General features: G+C 66.6%; 27 protein-coding genes. All 27 read right to left on the bottom strand.

All coding sequences use genetic code 11. From position 1 onward, the window contains the following. Positions 1 to 25 precede the first annotated feature (25 nt). Entirely contained in the window at positions 26 to 889 is an 864-nt protein-coding gene (gene truA / locus ACFPZI_RS05810) for a tRNA pseudouridine(38-40) synthase TruA (protein ID WP_381359027.1), read from the bottom strand. 77 nt (positions 890 to 966) lie between these two features. Next, positions 967 to 1,500: a 50S ribosomal protein L17 gene (gene rplQ, locus ACFPZI_RS05805; RefSeq protein WP_381359024.1), complete on the bottom strand. Its 534-nt coding sequence runs from the start codon at positions 1,498 to 1,500 to the stop codon at positions 967 to 969. Positions 1,501 to 1,614: 114 nt separating this feature from the next. Further along, on the bottom strand, positions 1,615 to 2,637 hold the full coding sequence (locus ACFPZI_RS05800) for a DNA-directed RNA polymerase subunit alpha (protein ID WP_042165128.1): 1,023 nt from the start codon (positions 2,635 to 2,637) through the stop codon (positions 1,615 to 1,617). Between the two features lie 256 nt (positions 2,638 to 2,893). Continuing rightward, on the bottom strand, positions 2,894 to 3,298 hold the full coding sequence (rpsK, locus tag ACFPZI_RS05795; RefSeq protein WP_003956432.1) for a 30S ribosomal protein S11: 405 nt from the start codon (positions 3,296 to 3,298) through the stop codon (positions 2,894 to 2,896). Positions 3,299 to 3,363: 65 nt separating this feature from the next. Continuing rightward, positions 3,364 to 3,744, bottom strand: coding sequence for a 30S ribosomal protein S13 (gene rpsM, locus ACFPZI_RS05790; protein WP_381359021.1), 381 nt, complete (start codon positions 3,742 to 3,744; stop codon positions 3,364 to 3,366). A gap of 207 nt (positions 3,745 to 3,951) precedes the next feature. Further along, a complete protein-coding gene (rpmJ, locus tag ACFPZI_RS05785) occupies positions 3,952 to 4,065 on the bottom strand; it encodes a 50S ribosomal protein L36 (protein ID WP_003974245.1) in 114 nt (37 codons plus the stop codon). Between the two features lie 64 nt (positions 4,066 to 4,129). Next, the gene (infA, locus tag ACFPZI_RS05780) at positions 4,130 to 4,351 is read right to left on the bottom strand and encodes a translation initiation factor IF-1 (RefSeq protein WP_003948620.1); all 222 of its coding nucleotides are present in this window, start codon (positions 4,349 to 4,351) and stop codon (positions 4,130 to 4,132) included. Positions 4,352 to 4,540: 189 nt separating this feature from the next. Next, positions 4,541 to 5,377 (bottom strand): type I methionyl aminopeptidase, encoded by an 837-nt coding sequence (gene map, locus ACFPZI_RS05775; RefSeq protein WP_381359018.1) that lies wholly within the window; start codon positions 5,375 to 5,377, stop codon positions 4,541 to 4,543. 133 nt (positions 5,378 to 5,510) lie between these two features. After that, entirely contained in the window at positions 5,511 to 6,164 is a 654-nt protein-coding gene (locus ACFPZI_RS05770; protein WP_381359016.1) for an adenylate kinase, read from the bottom strand. Continuing rightward, entirely contained in the window at positions 6,164 to 7,477 is a 1,314-nt protein-coding gene (gene secY / locus ACFPZI_RS05765) for a preprotein translocase subunit SecY (RefSeq protein WP_381359013.1), read from the bottom strand. Before secY ends, ACFPZI_RS05770 begins: the two co-directional genes overlap by 1 nt. A gap of 232 nt (positions 7,478 to 7,709) precedes the next feature. Continuing rightward, complete coding sequence (gene rplO / locus ACFPZI_RS05760) at positions 7,710 to 8,165, bottom strand: 50S ribosomal protein L15 (RefSeq protein ID WP_381359011.1); 456 nt, start codon at positions 8,163 to 8,165, stop codon at positions 7,710 to 7,712. 2 nt (positions 8,166 to 8,167) lie between these two features. Next, positions 8,168 to 8,350 (bottom strand): 50S ribosomal protein L30, encoded by a 183-nt coding sequence (gene rpmD, locus ACFPZI_RS05755; RefSeq protein ID WP_381359008.1) that lies wholly within the window; start codon positions 8,348 to 8,350, stop codon positions 8,168 to 8,170. 2 nt (positions 8,351 to 8,352) lie between these two features. Next, positions 8,353 to 8,958, bottom strand: a complete 606-nt coding sequence (rpsE, locus tag ACFPZI_RS05750) for a 30S ribosomal protein S5 (RefSeq protein WP_030221015.1) — start codon at positions 8,956 to 8,958, stop codon at positions 8,353 to 8,355. Between the two features lie 41 nt (positions 8,959 to 8,999). Continuing rightward, positions 9,000 to 9,383, bottom strand: a complete 384-nt coding sequence (rplR, locus tag ACFPZI_RS05745; protein WP_055592173.1) for a 50S ribosomal protein L18 — start codon at positions 9,381 to 9,383, stop codon at positions 9,000 to 9,002. Positions 9,384 to 9,386: 3 nt separating this feature from the next. Further along, the gene (gene rplF, locus ACFPZI_RS05740; RefSeq protein ID WP_381359003.1) at positions 9,387 to 9,926 is read right to left on the bottom strand and encodes a 50S ribosomal protein L6; all 540 of its coding nucleotides are present in this window, start codon (positions 9,924 to 9,926) and stop codon (positions 9,387 to 9,389) included. Positions 9,927 to 9,950: 24 nt separating this feature from the next. Then, entirely contained in the window at positions 9,951 to 10,349 is a 399-nt protein-coding gene (rpsH, locus tag ACFPZI_RS05735) for a 30S ribosomal protein S8 (RefSeq protein WP_055592171.1), read from the bottom strand. A gap of 237 nt (positions 10,350 to 10,586) precedes the next feature. After that, positions 10,587 to 10,772, bottom strand: a complete 186-nt coding sequence (locus ACFPZI_RS05730) for a type Z 30S ribosomal protein S14 (protein ID WP_003948630.1) — start codon at positions 10,770 to 10,772, stop codon at positions 10,587 to 10,589. 5 nt (positions 10,773 to 10,777) lie between these two features. Continuing rightward, the gene (rplE, locus tag ACFPZI_RS05725; protein WP_042165103.1) at positions 10,778 to 11,335 is read right to left on the bottom strand and encodes a 50S ribosomal protein L5; all 558 of its coding nucleotides are present in this window, start codon (positions 11,333 to 11,335) and stop codon (positions 10,778 to 10,780) included. Continuing rightward, positions 11,335 to 11,658, bottom strand: coding sequence for a 50S ribosomal protein L24 (gene rplX / locus ACFPZI_RS05720; RefSeq protein ID WP_381358996.1), 324 nt, complete (start codon positions 11,656 to 11,658; stop codon positions 11,335 to 11,337). Before rplX ends, rplE begins: the two co-directional genes overlap by 1 nt. A 2-nt stretch (positions 11,659 to 11,660) precedes the next feature. After that, positions 11,661 to 12,029, bottom strand: a complete 369-nt coding sequence (gene rplN / locus ACFPZI_RS05715; RefSeq protein ID WP_003992364.1) for a 50S ribosomal protein L14 — start codon at positions 12,027 to 12,029, stop codon at positions 11,661 to 11,663. Between the two features lie 96 nt (positions 12,030 to 12,125). Then, a complete protein-coding gene (rpsQ, locus tag ACFPZI_RS05710; protein WP_055570326.1) occupies positions 12,126 to 12,413 on the bottom strand; it encodes a 30S ribosomal protein S17 in 288 nt (95 codons plus the stop codon). Continuing rightward, positions 12,413 to 12,637 (bottom strand): 50S ribosomal protein L29, encoded by a 225-nt coding sequence (gene rpmC / locus ACFPZI_RS05705; protein WP_030831683.1) that lies wholly within the window; start codon positions 12,635 to 12,637, stop codon positions 12,413 to 12,415. The genes rpsQ and rpmC overlap by 1 nt, the downstream gene beginning before the upstream one ends. Continuing rightward, positions 12,637 to 13,056 (bottom strand): 50S ribosomal protein L16, encoded by a 420-nt coding sequence (gene rplP, locus ACFPZI_RS05700; RefSeq protein WP_004927269.1) that lies wholly within the window; start codon positions 13,054 to 13,056, stop codon positions 12,637 to 12,639. The genes rpmC and rplP overlap by 1 nt, the downstream gene beginning before the upstream one ends. Before the next feature lie 5 nt (positions 13,057 to 13,061). Next, positions 13,062 to 13,892: a 30S ribosomal protein S3 gene (gene rpsC, locus ACFPZI_RS05695; protein WP_381358992.1), complete on the bottom strand. Its 831-nt coding sequence runs from the start codon at positions 13,890 to 13,892 to the stop codon at positions 13,062 to 13,064. Further along, positions 13,892 to 14,239: a 50S ribosomal protein L22 gene (gene rplV, locus ACFPZI_RS05690; protein ID WP_030619142.1), complete on the bottom strand. Its 348-nt coding sequence runs from the start codon at positions 14,237 to 14,239 to the stop codon at positions 13,892 to 13,894. Before rplV ends, rpsC begins: the two co-directional genes overlap by 1 nt. 41 nt (positions 14,240 to 14,280) lie before the next feature. Then, positions 14,281 to 14,562: a 30S ribosomal protein S19 gene (rpsS, locus tag ACFPZI_RS05685; protein ID WP_003948639.1), complete on the bottom strand. Its 282-nt coding sequence runs from the start codon at positions 14,560 to 14,562 to the stop codon at positions 14,281 to 14,283. Positions 14,563 to 14,574: 12 nt separating this feature from the next. Then, on the bottom strand, positions 14,575 to 15,411 hold the full coding sequence (rplB, locus tag ACFPZI_RS05680; RefSeq protein WP_381358989.1) for a 50S ribosomal protein L2: 837 nt from the start codon (positions 15,409 to 15,411) through the stop codon (positions 14,575 to 14,577). Positions 15,412 to 15,448: the final 37 nt, after the last annotated feature.

Genomic DNA, 15,448 nt, shown 5'->3' with positions numbered 1-15,448 from the left:
GCGAGGAGCCGAGCCGGACCCGGAATCAGCAGCACCGGGCCGGCGGAGCCGGCAACGAGCGCTTGTTCCGGGCCTCCTTGGAGCGGGCGGCCAGGAGGTCGTCGGACGGATAACCGACCTCCTCCAGGGTCAGCCCGTGCGGACGCACCACGTGCACTGCCGAGTCCCGTATGCCCGCCGCCAGCACCTTGCCCGGCCAGTCGGGCGCGCGGTGGCCGTCGCCGACGAACAGCAGCGCCCCGATCAGCGAGCGCACCATGTTGTGGCAGAAGGCGTCGGCCCGGACCGTCGCCGTGATCACCCCGTCCGCACCGCGCACCAGGCTCAGCTCCTGGAGCGTACGGATGGTCGTCGCGCCCTCCCGCCGCTTGCAGTACGCGGCGAAGTCGTGCTCCCCCAGCAGCCGGCCCGCCGCCTCGTTCATGGCGTCGACGTCAAGCGGCCAGTCGTGCCACAGCACATGGCCGCGCAGCAGCGGATCCACCCCGCCGGGGTGGTCGGTGACGCGGTACGCGTAGCGCCGCCAGACCGCGGAGAAGCGGGCGTTGAATCCCACCGGGGCCTCGGCGAGGGACCAGATCCGCACATCGCGGGCCAGCCGTCCCGCGAGCCGCTTGAGCAGCTTCTCCCGGTGCTCCTCCCACAGTTCGGCCGGGAGGTCGACATGGGCCACTTGGCCGCGGGCGTGCACCCCGGCGTCGGTCCGTCCGGCCACGGTCAGTTCGTACGTGGTCTCCCCGGACCGTGTGACGGTCCGCAGGGCGTCCTCGATCTCCCCCTGCACGGTCCGCCTGCCCCCGGCCTGCTTGGCCCAGCCGGAGAACTCGGTCCCGTCGTAGGAGAGATCCAGGCGGATACGGACGTGTCCGGGCTGCGCTTCGTCACTCACGTACAGATCCTCTCAGGCATACGAAAGCGGGCCCGCCCCCGGAAGGGCGGACCCGCTCGGCGTGAAGCAGTGCTGCCTCAGGCGTCCTTGGCGCTGTCCTCGGCCGGGGCCTCGGCGGCCTCGTCCTTGGCCAGGTCGGGCTTGGCGTCCTCGGGCTTGGCGTCCTCGACGGCCGCGTCCTTCGTGAGGGCGTCTTCCTTGACCGCGCGCTGGGTCGCGGCCTCGGCCTCACCGGTGGCCTCCTGGGCGACCGTCAGGGCCTCGACCAGCTCGATGACGGCCATGGGCGCGTTGTCGCCACGGCGGTTACCGATCTTGGTGATACGGGTGTAGCCACCCGGACGGTTCTCGTACCGCGGGCCGATCTCGGTGAAGAGCGTGTGCACGATGCTCTTGTCCGTGATGACCTGGAGCACCTGGCGGCGGTTGTGAAGGTCGCCCTTCTTCGCCTTGGTGACCAGACGCTCGGCGTACGGACGCAGCTTGCGCGCCTTCGCCTCGGTGGTGGTGATCCGGCCGTGCTCGAAGAGCGCCTTCGCGAGGTTCGCGAGGAGCAGCTTCTGGTGCGCGGCGCTGCCGCCCATACGGGTACCCTTGGCGGGCTTCGGCATGGTGTTTCTCCTAGGTGTCTGCCCCGGCCGTATCAGGTACTGGGGTCAGTATCCGAGCAGGCGGTCGCCTGTCGGAGATCCGGGGCGCCCCCGAAGGGAAGCCCCGGAAGGGGCTCAGTACTGCTCGGTCTCGACGAACCCGGCGTCCGCGTCGTCGTCCGCGCCGAAGGCGTCCGCAGCCGCGGTGGGGTCGAATCCGGGCGGGCTGTCCTTCAGAGCCAGGCTCATGCCGGCCAGCTTCGCCTTGACCTCGTCGATCGACTTCGCACCGAAGTTGCGAATGTCGAGGAGGTCGGCCTCGGAGCGGGCGACGAGCTCACCCACGGAGTGGATGCCCTCACGCTTGAGGCAGTTGTACGAGCGGACCGTGAGCTCCAGCTCCTCGATCGGCAGCGCCAGATCGGCGGCGAGAGCGGCGTCCGTCGGGGACGGGCCCATGTCGATGCCCTCGGCGTCGATGTTGAGCTCGCGGGCCAGACCGAACAGCTCGACCAGGGTCTTACCGGCCGACGCCATGGCGTCACGCGGACGCATGGCCTGCTTGGTCTCGACGTCGACGATCAGCTTGTCGAAGTCGGTGCGCTGCTCGACACGGGTCGCCTCGACCTTGTACGTGACCTTCAGCACGGGGCTGTAGATGGAGTCGACCGGGATACGGCCGATCTCCTGGCCCACCTGCTTGTTCTGCACCGCGGAGACGTAGCCGCGACCGCGCTCGACGGTCAGCTCCATCTCCAGCTTGCCCTTGCCGTTGAGCGTGGCGAGGACGAGGTCGGGGTTGTGCACCTCGACACCGGCCGGGGGCGCGATGTCGGCGGCGGTGACCTGACCCGGGCCCTGCTTGCGCAGGTACATCACCACGGGCTCGTCGTGCTCGGAGGAGACGACCAGCTGCTTGATGTTGAGGATCAGGTCGGTGACGTCCTCCTTGACGCCCGGCACGGTGGTGAACTCGTGCAGGACGCCGTCGATGCGGATGCTGGTGACAGCAGCGCCGGGGATCGACGACAGGAGGGTACGGCGGAGGGAGTTGCCGAGGGTGTAGCCGAAGCCCGGCTCCAGCGGCTCGATCACGAACCGGGACCGGAACTCGTCGACGACCTCTTCGGTCAACGAGGGACGCTGAGCGATCAGCATGTGTGGATCCTTCTTTCGTGGACGCCCGCTATTTGACGTCCGACGGAAACCGCACCCGGTGAAGAGTGCGGGCACTGCAAGGGTACGGGCGGTACGGTCCGTATACGGAGCGTACCGCCCGAAAAATCACTACCCGCGTGACACTGAGCCAAAGGCTCGGACGCGGCGACGCTTCGGCGGACGGCAGTCGTGCTGCGATACTGCGGAGGACGACCCCCGCACCCCCAGCAGGAGGCCGACCGACCGAACCGGCAACTCAGACGCGGCGACGCTTCGGCGGACGGCAGCCGTTGTGCGGGGTCGGGGTGACGTCCTGGATGGAGCCGACCTCGAGACCGGTCGCCTGGAGCGAACGGATGGCGGTCTCACGACCGGAACCCGGGCCCTTGACGAACACGTCGACCTTGCGCATGCCGTGCTCCTGGGCGCGGCGGGCAGCCGACTCGGCGGCCATCTGCGCGGCGAACGGCGTGGACTTCCGGGAGCCCTTGAAGCCGACGTGGCCGGCGGAGGCCCAGGAGATCACGTTGCCGGACGGGTCCGTGATGGAGACGATCGTGTTGTTGAACGTGCTCTTGATGTGCGCGTGGCCGTGAGCGACGTTCTTCTTTTCCTTGCGGCGCACCTTCTTGGCAGCGCCCTGACGTCCCTTGGGGGGCATCTACTAACTCCTACGGGAGGTGGTCGGTCCTTCAGCGAAGACCGTGGACAGGTGTCCGCTGCGGACTACTTCTTGCCCGGCTTCTTCTTGCCGGCGATGGCGCGACGCGGGCCCTTGCGGGTACGCGCGTTGGTGCTGGTGCGCTGACCGCGGACGGGCAGACCGCGACGGTGACGCAGACCCTGGTAGGCGCCGATCTCGACCTTGCGGCGGATGTCGGCCTGGATCTCGCGACGGAGGTCACCCTCGGTCTTGATGTTGTTGTCGACGAACTCACGGATCGCGACGAGCTGCTCCTCGGAGAGGTCGCGAACGCGGGTGTTCGGGTCGACGCCGACAGCGGCCAGCGTCTGCTGCGAAAGGGTTCGGCCGATGCCGAACACGTAGGTGAGGGCGATCTCCACGCGCTTTTCGCGCGGGATGTCAACACCGGAAACGCGTGCCATTCAATGGCTCCAGTTTGTTGTCGGAGGTCTTCCGCAGAACCGTTTCCCAACCGCCGTCCTCGCCTGCTTCGACGATTTGGTACGGACTGGGTCCCCAGCCTCCGAGCCAGGGGTGTCGAGCCGGAAGGCTCGGGCTCTGCGTATGAACATGTGTTGCTCGCGTCGCGCGAAGTTCTGCGGAAAGTCGCAGAGGGTGGATCGTGCGGTTCAGCCCTGGCGCTGCTTGTGGCGCGGGTTGTCGCAGATGACCATGACCCGGCCGTGACGGCGGATCACCCTGCACTTGTCGCAGATCTTCTTGACGCTCGGCTTGACCTTCATGGGATTGAAGTTCTCCGGGCTCAGTGCCCCCGCATCACAGGGAGAGGGGGCAAGATCTACTTGCTCACTTGTACCGGTAGACGATCCGGCCACGGGTCAGGTCGTACGGAGAGAGCTCCACCACGACCCGGTCATCAGGGAGGATGCGGATGTAGTGCATGCGCATCTTGCCGCTGATGTGTGCCAGAACCTGGTGGCCGTTCTGGAGCTCGACCTTGAACATGGCGTTCGGAAGAGACTCGACGACAGTGCCCTCGATCTCGATGGCACCTTGCTTCTTGGCCACGCTTCGCCCTTCGAATCGACTACCTTGATCGACTCTGCTGCGCACCGTACGCGCATTACGTGCATGCAGACATGCGGGTGCACAAGAGCCGACGAGTCAGTCTACGTCAGGGCCCTAGGAAAGACGAATCGGGAAAGTCTGCCCCACCCACGAGATCCTTAACCCGCGGGCTTCCGCAAGCTCCGGGGTTCATCCCAGCGGATCCGGCGCCGCCGTGACCCCGTACTCGGCGAGCTTCGCCCTGCCGCCGTCCGGGGCGGTCAGCACCAGCGGGCCCGCCTCCGTCAGCGCGACGGAGTGCTCCCAGTGCGAGGACCAGGTACCGTCCGTCGTGATGACGGTCCAGTCGTCCTCCAGCACCCGCGTCTTCGCCGTGCCCAGCGAGACCATCGGCTCGATGGCCAGGCAGAAGCCCGGGACCAGTTTGGGCCCCTTGCCCCGGCGGCGTTCGACGTAGTTCAGCAGATGCGGGTCCATGTGCATCTCGGTGCCGATGCCGTGGCCGCCGTAGTCCTCGATGATCCCGTAGCGCCCGCCGCCGGGCTTCGGCTGCCGGCGGATGTAGGTCTCGATGGCGCGGGAGACGTCGACCAGCCGGTTGCCCGACTTCATGGCCGCGATGCCGGCCCACATCGATTCCTCGGTCACCCGGGACAGCTCGACCAGCTCCGGCGCGTGCCCGGACCCGACGAACGCCGTGTAGGCCGCGTCGCCGTGCCAGCCGTCGATGATGGCGCCGCAGTCGATGGAGATGATGTCCCCGTCCTTGAGGACGACGTCGTCGGAGGGGATGCCGTGGACGACGACCTCGTTGGCGGAGGTGCAGATCGTCGCGGGGAAGCCGCCGTAGCCGAGGAAGTTCGGCTTCGCGTTGTGCTCCACGAGCACCTTGCGGGCGACCTGGTCCAGGTCCTTCGTCGTGGCCCCCGGCACGGCCGCCTCGCGGGTGGCCGCGTGAATGGCAGCGACCACCAGCCCCGCCTCGCGCATCTTGGCGATCTGCTCGGGGGTCTTGATCTGCACCATGAGGGCGACGGCCTTTCTGGACCGGAGAGAGTACGGACACCGTCAACGATACGGGGGACGGCGTCCGCGCCCGCTCCCCCGCACACACGTCGGCCGCGGCTCCCCGCAGGGAACCGCGGCCGACGGGCACAAACTACTGGTCCTGCTTGAGCGCCTCCAGCGCGCGCCCGGTGACCTCGTCCACCGGACCCGTCGCCCCGATCGTCACCACGAGGCCTTGGGCCTTGTAGTAGTCGATGATCGGCTCGGTCTGCGTGTGGTAGACCTCCAGCCGGGTGCGCACCGTCTCCTCGGCGTCGTCGTCACGCTGGTACAGCTCGCCGCCGCAGACGTCGCAGACGCCTTTCTGCTTCGGCGGGCTGTACGTCACGTGGAAGACGTGGCTGGAGTCCTTGCGGCAGATCCGCCGCCCGGCGATCCGCTTGACCACCTCGGCCTCGGGGGCCTCCAGGTCCAGTACCGCGTCCAGCGTGATGCCCTCGGTCTCCAGCAGCTCGTCCAGGGCCTCGGCCTGGGAGACGTTCCTCGGGAAGCCGTCCAGCAGGAAGCCGGCCTCGGCGTCCGGCTGCTCCATGCGGTCCTTCGCCATGGCGATGGTGACCTCGTCCGGTACCAGGTTGCCCGCGTCCATGTAGGACTTCGCGAGCTTGCCCAGCTCGGTCTGCCGGCTGATATTGGCGCGGAACAGGTCGCCCGTGGAGATGTGGGGGATGCTCAGCTTCTCGGCAAGGCGGGTGGCCTGGGTGCCTTTGCCAGCACCCGGCGGCCCGACGAGGACGATTCGCATCAGCGGAGGAACCCTTCGTAATTGCGCTGCTGGAGCTGACTCTCGATCTGCCTCACCGTCTCGAGACCGACACCCACGATGATCAGGATGCTGGTCCCGCCGAACGGGAAGTTCTGGTTTGCCCCGAAACCGGCCAACGCCATCGTCGGCACGAGAGCGATCAGCCCCAAGTACAGCGAACCCGGCCAGGTGATCCGGTTGAGTACGTAGCTCAGGTACTCAGCGGTCGGTCGGCCAGCCCGGATGCCCGGGATGAAACCACCATACTTCTTCATGTTGTCAGCGACTTCTTCGGGGTTGAAGGTAATCGCCACATAGAAGAACGCGAAGAACACGATCAAGAAGAAGTACAGAATGATGTGCGGCGTGGCGCCGGTGTCGGCCAGGTTCTTCGTGACCCATGTCGCCCAGCCCGCGGTGGAGCTGGAGAACTGGACGATCAGCGCCGGGATGTAGAGCAGCGACGAGGCGAAGATGACGGGGATGACACCCGCCTGGTTCACCTTGAGCGGGATGTAGGTCGACGTGCCGCCGTAGGAACGGCGGCCGATCATGCGCTTCGCGTACTGCACGGGAATCCGGCGCTGAGCCTGCTCGACGAAGACGACCAGGCCGACCATGACCAGACCGACGAGCATGACCGTGCCGAACTCGATCCAGCCGTCCGCCAGGCTGCCCTGCTCCTTGATGGCCCACAGGGCGGAGGGGAAGGTGGCGGCGATCGAGATGAACATCAGCATCGACATTCCGTTGCCGATGCCGCGGTCGGTGATCAGCTCGCCGAGCCACATCACAGCGGCCGTACCGGCGGTCATCGTGACGACCATGGTGATGGTCACGAACATCGACTGGTCGGGGACGATCTCGCTCGCCACCGGGCAGCCCTGGAAGAGGGCGCCGCTGCGGGCGGTGGCCACCAGGCCGGTGCCCTGCAGGACGGCGAGCGCAATCGTCAGGTATCGGGTGTACTGCGTGATCTTCGCGGTACCGGCCTGACCCTCCTTCTTCAGCGCCTCCAGCCGCGGGATCACCACGGTCAGCAGCTGGAGAATGATGCTCGCCGTGATGTAGGGCATGATGCCCAGCGCGAAGACCGTGATCTGCAGCAGCGCGCCGCCGCTGAACATGTTGACCAGCCCGAACAGGCCCTGGTTCGCCTGGGCCGCGTCGATACAGGTCTGCACGTTCCGGTAATCGACACCGGGAGCCGGCACCTTCGTACCGATCCGGTACACCACGATGATGCCGAGTGTGAACAGCAGTTTCTTGCGCAGGTCGGGCGTCTTGAACGCCCGGGCGAACGCGGTGAGCACGGTGCCTCCTGCGACCCCCGCGCAACCGCGTCAAGGGTGATGGTCTTGAGGTTCGACGAATACGTAACGGACAACTTCCGCCCGGAGTGCCCGTGTGGGGCGCCCGGGGAAAGTGGGCAGTACAGGTCACCTTACCGGCGAGACACCGCCCTAGGAACGACCAACCGGGGATACCCCATATGTGGGGTATCCCCGGTCGGGATCGCTCATGTCATCGGCACGCCTGAGTGATTCAGACGAGCTCGGTGACGGTACCGCCGGCGGCGGTGATCTTCTCCTTGGCGGAGCCGGAGACGGCGTCGACCGTCACCTGCAGTGCCACGGAGATCTCGCCCTGGCCGAGGACCTTGACGAGGCTGTTCTTGCGAACGGCCCCCTTGTCCACCAGACCCTCGACGGTGACCTCGCCACCCTCGGGGTAGAGCGCGGCCAGCTTGTCGAGGTTCACGACCTGGAACTCGGTCTTGAACGGGTTCTTGAAGCCCTTCAGCTTCGGGAGACGCATGTGAAGGGGCATCTGGCCACCCTCGAAGCGCTCCGGAACCTGGTAACGGGCCTTGGTGCCCTTCGTACCACGACCGGCCGTCTTACCCTTGGACGCCTCACCACGACCCACACGGGTCTTGGCGGTCTTGGCGCCCGGGGCGGGACGGAGGTTGTGGATCTTGAGCGGGTTCTGCTCCGCCATGATCAGTCGACCTCCTCGACCGTCACGAGGTGGCGGACGGTGTGCACCATTCCGCGGAACTCGGGGCGGTCCTCCTTGACGACCACGCCGCCCAGCCTCTTCAGGCCCAGCGAACGCAGGGTGTCACGGTGGTTCTGCTTGCTGCCGATGTAGGACTTGACCTGCGTAATCCTGAGCTGCGCCATGATTACGCACCCGCCCCGGCACGCGCACGGAGAAGAGCCGCGGGAGCGACGTCCTCGAGCGGCAGACCGCGGCGGGCCGCGACCTCCTCGGGACGCTGCAGGCCCTTGAGGGCCGCCACGGTCGCGTGCACGATGTTGATCTGGTTGTCGGAGCCGAGCGACTTCGACAGGATGTCGTGGATACCGGCGCACTCGAGCACGGCACGCACCGGACCACCGGCGATCACACCGGTACCCGGGGACGCGGGCTTGAGCAGCACGACGCCGGCAGCCTTCTCACCCTGGATCGGGTGCGGGATGGTGCCCTGGATGCGGGGGACCTTGAAGAAGTGCTTCTTGGCCTCCTCAACACCCTTGGCGATGGCGGCCGGCACCTCCTTGGCCTTGCCGTATCCGACACCCACGGTGCCGTCACCGTCGCCCACCACGACCAGCGCGGTGAAGCTGAAGCGACGACCACCCTTCACAACCTTGGCGACACGGTTGATCGCGACGACGCGCTCAACGTATGCGGTCTTCTCGGCGGCAGCTGCGCCACCGTCACGGCCCTTCCGGTCCCGCCGCTCGCCGCCACCGGCACCGCCACCGCGGCGCTGGGGTCCAGCCATTGGAATTACCTCTCTCTGTTTCCGCTAGCTACGGAACCGACTCAGAACTTGAGTCCGGCTTCGCGGGCGGCGTCCGCCAGGGCGGCGATGCGCCCCGCGTACTGGTTGCCACCGCGGTCGAATACGACAGCCTCGACACCGGCGGCCTTGGCGCGCTCCGCGACCAGGGCACCGACCTGCTTGGCCTGCGAGGACTTGTCGGCCTCGCCACCACGGATCGATGCGTCCAGCGTGGACGCCGAAGCCAGCGTGTGGCCCTTCAGGTCGTCGATCACCTGCGCCACGATGTGGCGGTTGGAGCGGGTCACGACCAGGCGAGGACGCTCGGCGGTACCAGAGACATTCTTGCGGATCCGGATGTGACGACGCTTGATAGCAGCACGCTTGTAGGCGTCGCCCTTGAGGATCTTCTGCCCGTATGCCATGGCTTACTTACCCGCCTTTCCGACCTTGCGCCGGATGACTTCGCCCTCGTACTTGACGCCCTTGGCCTTGTACGGGTCGGGCTTGCGCAGCTTGCGGATGTTCGCCGCAACCTCGCCGACCTTCTGCTTGTCGATGCCCTCGACCGAGAACCGGGTCGCGGACTCCACCTTGAAGGTGATGCCCTCGGGGGCCTCGATCAGAATCGGGTGGCTGTAACCGAGAGAGAACTCCAGGTTCGAACCCTTGGCGAGCACGCGGTAACCGACACCGCTGATCTCGAGCTTCTTCACGTAACCCTGGGTCACGCCGGTGATCATGTTCGCCACCAGCGTGCGGGACAGGCCGTGGAGGGCCTTGTTCTGACGCTCGTCGTTGGGGCGGGTGACGTTCAGCACGCCGTCCTCGCCCTTGGCGATCTCGATCGGCGCCACGACGGTGTGGGTCAGCGTGCCCTTCGGGCCCTTGACCGCGACCGTGTGGCCGTCGATGGTGACGTCCACGCCGGCGGGAACCGCGATGGGGAGCTTGCCGATGCGCGACATAGCTGTTTCCTCCGTTCCCTTCTGCTACCAGACGTAGGCGAGGACTTCCCCACCCACGCCCTTCTTGCCGGCCTGCTTGTCGGTGAGGAGCCCGTGCGACGTGGAGATGATCGCCACGCCGAGGCCGCCCAGCACCTTCGGCAGGGAGGTGGACTTCGCGTACACCCGGAGACCGGGCTTGGAGATCCGCTTGATGCCCGCGATGGAGCGCTCACGGTTGGGGCCGAACTTCAGCTCGAGGACGAGGTTCTTGCCGACCTCGGCGTCCTCGGTCTTCCAGCCCGTGATGAAGCCCTCCTGCTGGAGGATCTCCGCGATGTGAGACTTGATCTTGGATGCCGGCATCGTCACGGAGTCGTGGTACGCCGAGTTCGCGTTCCGCAGACGCGTCAGCATGTCTGCGATCGGATCAGTCATGGTCATGAATTGGCCTTCGGCCTCTCTCGCCGTGGTTTCCTGGTGCGCCATCCCTCTCCCCGATCCGAGACGGGACGGGTGCGGCGCGGTGGACCTACGGCGTAGTAAGCAAACATGAGCGGGTGTTGCCCGCGTGCTTCGGGACACGGCAGGTGCCCAACTCCGCAAGCCTAAGCCATGCGGAGCAGGCCTCCTGCCGTTCCCCTTGCTTACCGAGAGCCCTGGGAGTCCGGAATTACCGGATTACCAGGAACTCTTGGTCACGCCCGGCAGCTCGCCACGGTGAGCCATCTCACGAAGGCACACGCGGCACAGGCCGAACTTGCGGTACACGGAGTGCGGACGACCGCAGCGCTGGCAACGGGTGTAGCCGCGCACTCCGAACTTGGGCTTGCGAGCAGCCTTCGCGATGAGAGCCTTCTTCGCCATCTCGCTCACGCCTCCTTGAACGGGAAGCCGAGGTGACGGAGAAGGGCACGGCCCTCTTCGTCGTTGGTCGCCGTGGTGACCACGGTGATGTCCATACCCCGGACGCGGTCGATCTTGTCCTGGTCGATCTCGTGGAACATGACCTGCTCCGTGAGACCGAAGGTGTAGTTGCCACGGCCGTCGAACTGCTTGGGGGACAGACCACGGAAGTCGCGGATGCGCGGCAGCGCGAGCGACAGGGTGCGGTCCAGGAACTCCCACATGCGGTCGCCACGGAGGGTGACGTGGGCACCGATCGGCTGACCCTCACGCAGCTTGAACTGCGCGATGGACTTGCGGGCCTTGGTGACGGCCGGCTTCTGACCGGTGATCGTGGTGAGGTCGCGCACGGCGCCGTCCATCAACTTCGAGTCGCGGGCGGCGTCGCCCACACCCATGTTGACCACGATCTTGACGAGGCCGGGAACCTGCATGACGTTCTCGTAGGAGAACTGCTCACGCAGCTTGCCCGCGATCTCCTCGCGGTACTTCGTCTTCAGACGCGGAGTGGTGGTGGTCGTCATCAGATGTCCTCACCCGTCCGCTTGGCAACGCGGATCTTGTTGCCTTCGCCGTCGAAGCGGTAGCCGACGCGGGTGACGACCTTCTGGCCGTCCTTCTCCACGACGAGCTGAACGTTGCTCACGTGGACCGGGGCCTCGGTGGTCACGATCCCGCCGGCCTGCGAACCACCGGCGGTCGGAGCGGCCTTGGTGTGCTTCTTGACCCGGTTGACGCCCTCGACCAGGACACGGTCCTCCCGCGGGTAAGCGGCAATGACCTTGCCCTGCTTGCCCCTGTCCTTGCCGGTGACGACCTGGACCAGGTCACCCTTCTTGATCTTCATGCTCACAGCACCTCCGGCGCGAGGGAGATGATCTTCATGAACTTCTTCTCGCGCAGCTCTCGGCCGACCGGGCCGAAGATACGGGTGCCACGAGGGTCGCCGTCGTTCTTCAGAATGACGGCGGCGTTCTCGTCGAAGCGGATGTACGAGCCGTCGGGACGGCGACGCTCCTTGACGGTGCGAACGATGACCGCCTTGATGACGTCACCCTTCTTCACGTTGCCACCGGGGATCGCGTCCTTGACGGTGGCGACGATCACGTCACCGATGCCCGCGTAGCGGCGACCGGAGCCACCGAGCACACGGATGCAAAGGATTTCCTTCGCCCCCGTGTTGTCGGCGACGCGCAGTCGCGACTCCTGCTGGATCACGTCTATCTCCTGTTTGTCTGCCGGTTCCCCGGGGGCCGATCGGATCGGCCCCCGGAGCCTGGCGGAACTGTCCTGCGAGGGGTGCCTCGCAGGAGATTACTTGGCCTTCTCGAGGACCTCGACGATGCGCCAGTGCTTCGTCGCGGACATCGGCCGGGTCTCCATCAGGAGGACACGGTCGCCGACGCCGGCCGAGTTCTGCTCGTCGTGGGCCTTGAGCTTGCTCGTGCTGCGGATGACCTTCCCGTACAGCGCGTGCTTCTTGCGGTCCTCGACAGCGACGACGACGGTCTTGTCCATCTTGTCGCTGACGACGATGCCCTCGCGGGTCTTGCGGAAGCCTCGAGCCTCGGTGTTCGTCTCAGTCACGTTGTTCTCGCTCATCAGGCGTTCTCCACCGTTTCGATGCCCAGCTCGCGCTCGCGCATCAGGGTGTAGATCCGCGCGATGTCCTTGCGGACGGCCTTCAGCCGACCGTGGTTCTCGAGCTGTCCGGTCGCCGCCTGGAAGCGGAGGTTGAACAGCTCTTCCTTGGCTTCGCGAAGCTTCGCCAGAAGCTCCTCGTCACCCAGTTCGCGCAGCTCGGACGCCTTGGTACCGGCCGACATCACGCTTCACCTGCCTCGCGCTTGACGATCCGGCACTTCATCGGCAGCTTGTGGGCTGCGCGAGTCAGCGCCTCACGGGCGATCTTCTCGTTGGGGTAGGACAGCTCGAACATGACCCGACCCGGGTGCACGTTCGCGATCCACCACTCCGGAGAACCCTTACCGGAACCCATGCGGGTCTCGGCAGGCTTCTTCGTCAGGGGACGGTCCGGGTAGATGTTGATCCAGACCTTGCCGCCACGCTTGATGTGGCGGGTCATGGCGATACGAGCCGCCTCGATCTGGCGGTTGGTCACGTACGCCGGCGTGAGGGCCTGAATGCCGTACTCGCCGAACGCGACCGTCGTACCACCCTTGGCCTGACCACGGCGCTTCGGGTGGTGCTGCTTGCGGTGCTTGACCCTACGGGGGATCAGCATGTCGGTCAGGCCTCCGTTCCGGTGCTCTCAGCCGGAGCGGCAGCCGGAGCCTCGGCCTTGGGGGCCTCGGCAGCGGCAGCCTGCTGCGGCTTGCGACCGCGACCGCCACGCTCGCCACCGCGGCCACCACCACGGGCCGGGCGGTCAGCGCCGCCACGGGCCGGACGGTTGCCGGCGCGGGCAGCGGCGTTCTCGGCGCGGACCTCGGCGATGTTCTTGACGTCGCCCTTGTAGATCCAGACCTTCACGCCGATGCGGCCGAAGGTCGTCTTGGCCTCGAAGAAGCCGTAGTCCACGTTCGCGCGGAGCGTGTGCAGGGGCACACGGCCCTCGCGGTAGAACTCCGAGCGGGACATCTCGGCGCCGCCGAGGCGGCCACCGCACTGGATCTTGATGCCCTTGGCGCCGGCCTTCATCGACGACTGCATGCTCTTACGCATGGCGCGGCGGAAGGAGACGCGGGAGGAGAGCTGCTCGGCAACGGCCTGGGCCACGAGCTGAGCGTCCGTCTCGGGGTTCTTGACCTCGAGGATGTTCAGCTGGACCTGCTTGCCCGTGAGCTTCTCGAGGTCGCCGCGGATGCGGTCGGCCTCGGCGCCACGGCGGCCGATGACGATGCCCGGACGCGCGGTGTGGATGTCCACCCGCACACGGTCACGGGTGCGCTCGATCTCCACCTTCGAGATACCGGCGCGCTCCATGCCGGACGTCATCATCCGACGGATGGCGACGTCTTCCTTGACGTAGTCCTTGTACAGCTTGTCGGCGTACCAGCGCGACTTGAAGTCGGTGGTGATGCCGAGCCGGAACCCATGCGGGTTAACCTTCTGGCCCATTACCGGGTTCCTTCCTTGCTGCTGACGACCACGGTGATGTGGCTGGTCCGCTTGCGGATCCGGTAGGCGCGGCCCTGGGCACGCGGCCGGAACCGCTTCAGGGTCGGACCCTCGTCGACGTACGCCTCGGAGATGACGAGGCTGTCGGCGTCGGTGTGGTCGTAGTTGTGCGCGGCGTTGGCAATGGCGCTGTCCAGCACCTTGCCGACCGGCACGCTCGCGGCCTGCGGGGCGAAACGCAGGACCGCCTGAGCCTCCGTGGCATCCATGCCACGGATAAGGTCCACCACGCGGCGGGCCTTCATGGGCGTAACGCGGATGTACCGCGCCTGGGCCCTGGCTTCCATGGTTGTCCTTCCAGTGTCTGTCATGGTCATTCCACCCCGCCTTAGCGGCGCTTCGACTTCCGGTCGTCCTTGACGTGACCCCGGAAGGTGCGCGTCGGCGAGAACTCGCCGAGCTTGTGGCCGACCATCGACTCGGTGACAAACACCGGAATGTGGGTCTTGCCGTTGTGCACCGCGATCGTGTGGCCGAGCATGGCCGGGACGATCATCGAGCGACGGGACCAGGTCTTGATGACGTTCTTGGTGCCGGCTTCGTTCTGGACATCCACCTTCTTGATCAGGTGGTCGTCGACGAAGGGCCCCTTCTTGAGACTACGCGGCATCTAAACCCGCTCCTAGCGCTTCTTGTTCGTCTTGCGGCGGCGGACGATGTACTTGTTCGACGCCTTCTTGGGCGAACGAGTACGGCCTTCCTTCTGACCCCACGGGGACACCGGGTGGCGACCACCGGAGGTACGGCCTTCACCACCACCGTGCGGGTGGTCCACCGGGTTCATGACCACACCACGCACGCTCGGGCGGACGCCCAGCCAGCGCTTGCGCCCGGCCTTGCCCCAGTTGATGTTGCTCTGCTCGGCGTTACCGACCTCACCGACGGTGGCGCGGCAGCGCTGGTCGACCAGGCGGATCTCTCCGGACGGCATGCGCAGGTGGGCCATCGAGCCCTCCTTCGCGAGCAGCTGCACCGAGGCGCCCGCGGAGCGGGCGAACTTGGCGCCGCCGCCGGGACGCAGCTCGATGGCGTGCAGCGTCGTACCGACCGGGATGTTGCGCAGGGCGAGGTTGTTGCCCGGCTTGATGTCGGCCCCGGGACCGTTCTCGACGCGGTCACCCTGCTGCAGGTTGCGCGGGGCGAGGATGTAGCGCTTCTCGCCGTCGGCGTAGTGCAGCAGCGCGATGCGCGCGGTGCGGTTGGGGTCGTACTCGATGTGCGCGACCTTCGCCGGCACGCCGTCCTTGTCGTGACGACGGAAGTCGATCACGCGGTAGGCGCGCTTGTGTCCGCCACCCTGGTGGCGAACGGTCACACGACCTGAGTTGTTACGGCCGCCCTTGCTGTGCAGCGGGCGGACCAGCGACTTCTCCGGCGTGGACCGCGTGACCTCGACGAAGTCGGCGACGCTGGAGCCACGACGGCCCGGCGTAGTCGGCTTGTACTTGCGGATTCCCATTTCTCAGTCCTCGTCCGATTCCGGACGATCCGAACCT

The organism is Streptomyces chlorus (assembly GCF_042655885.1).
In the GTDB taxonomy this organism is placed as follows: Bacteria; Actinomycetota; Actinomycetes; order Streptomycetales; family Streptomycetaceae; genus Streptomyces; species Streptomyces chlorus.
The sequence above is the reverse complement of the archived record's forward strand: the minus strand, read 5'-3'. Positions and strand labels throughout refer to the sequence as shown.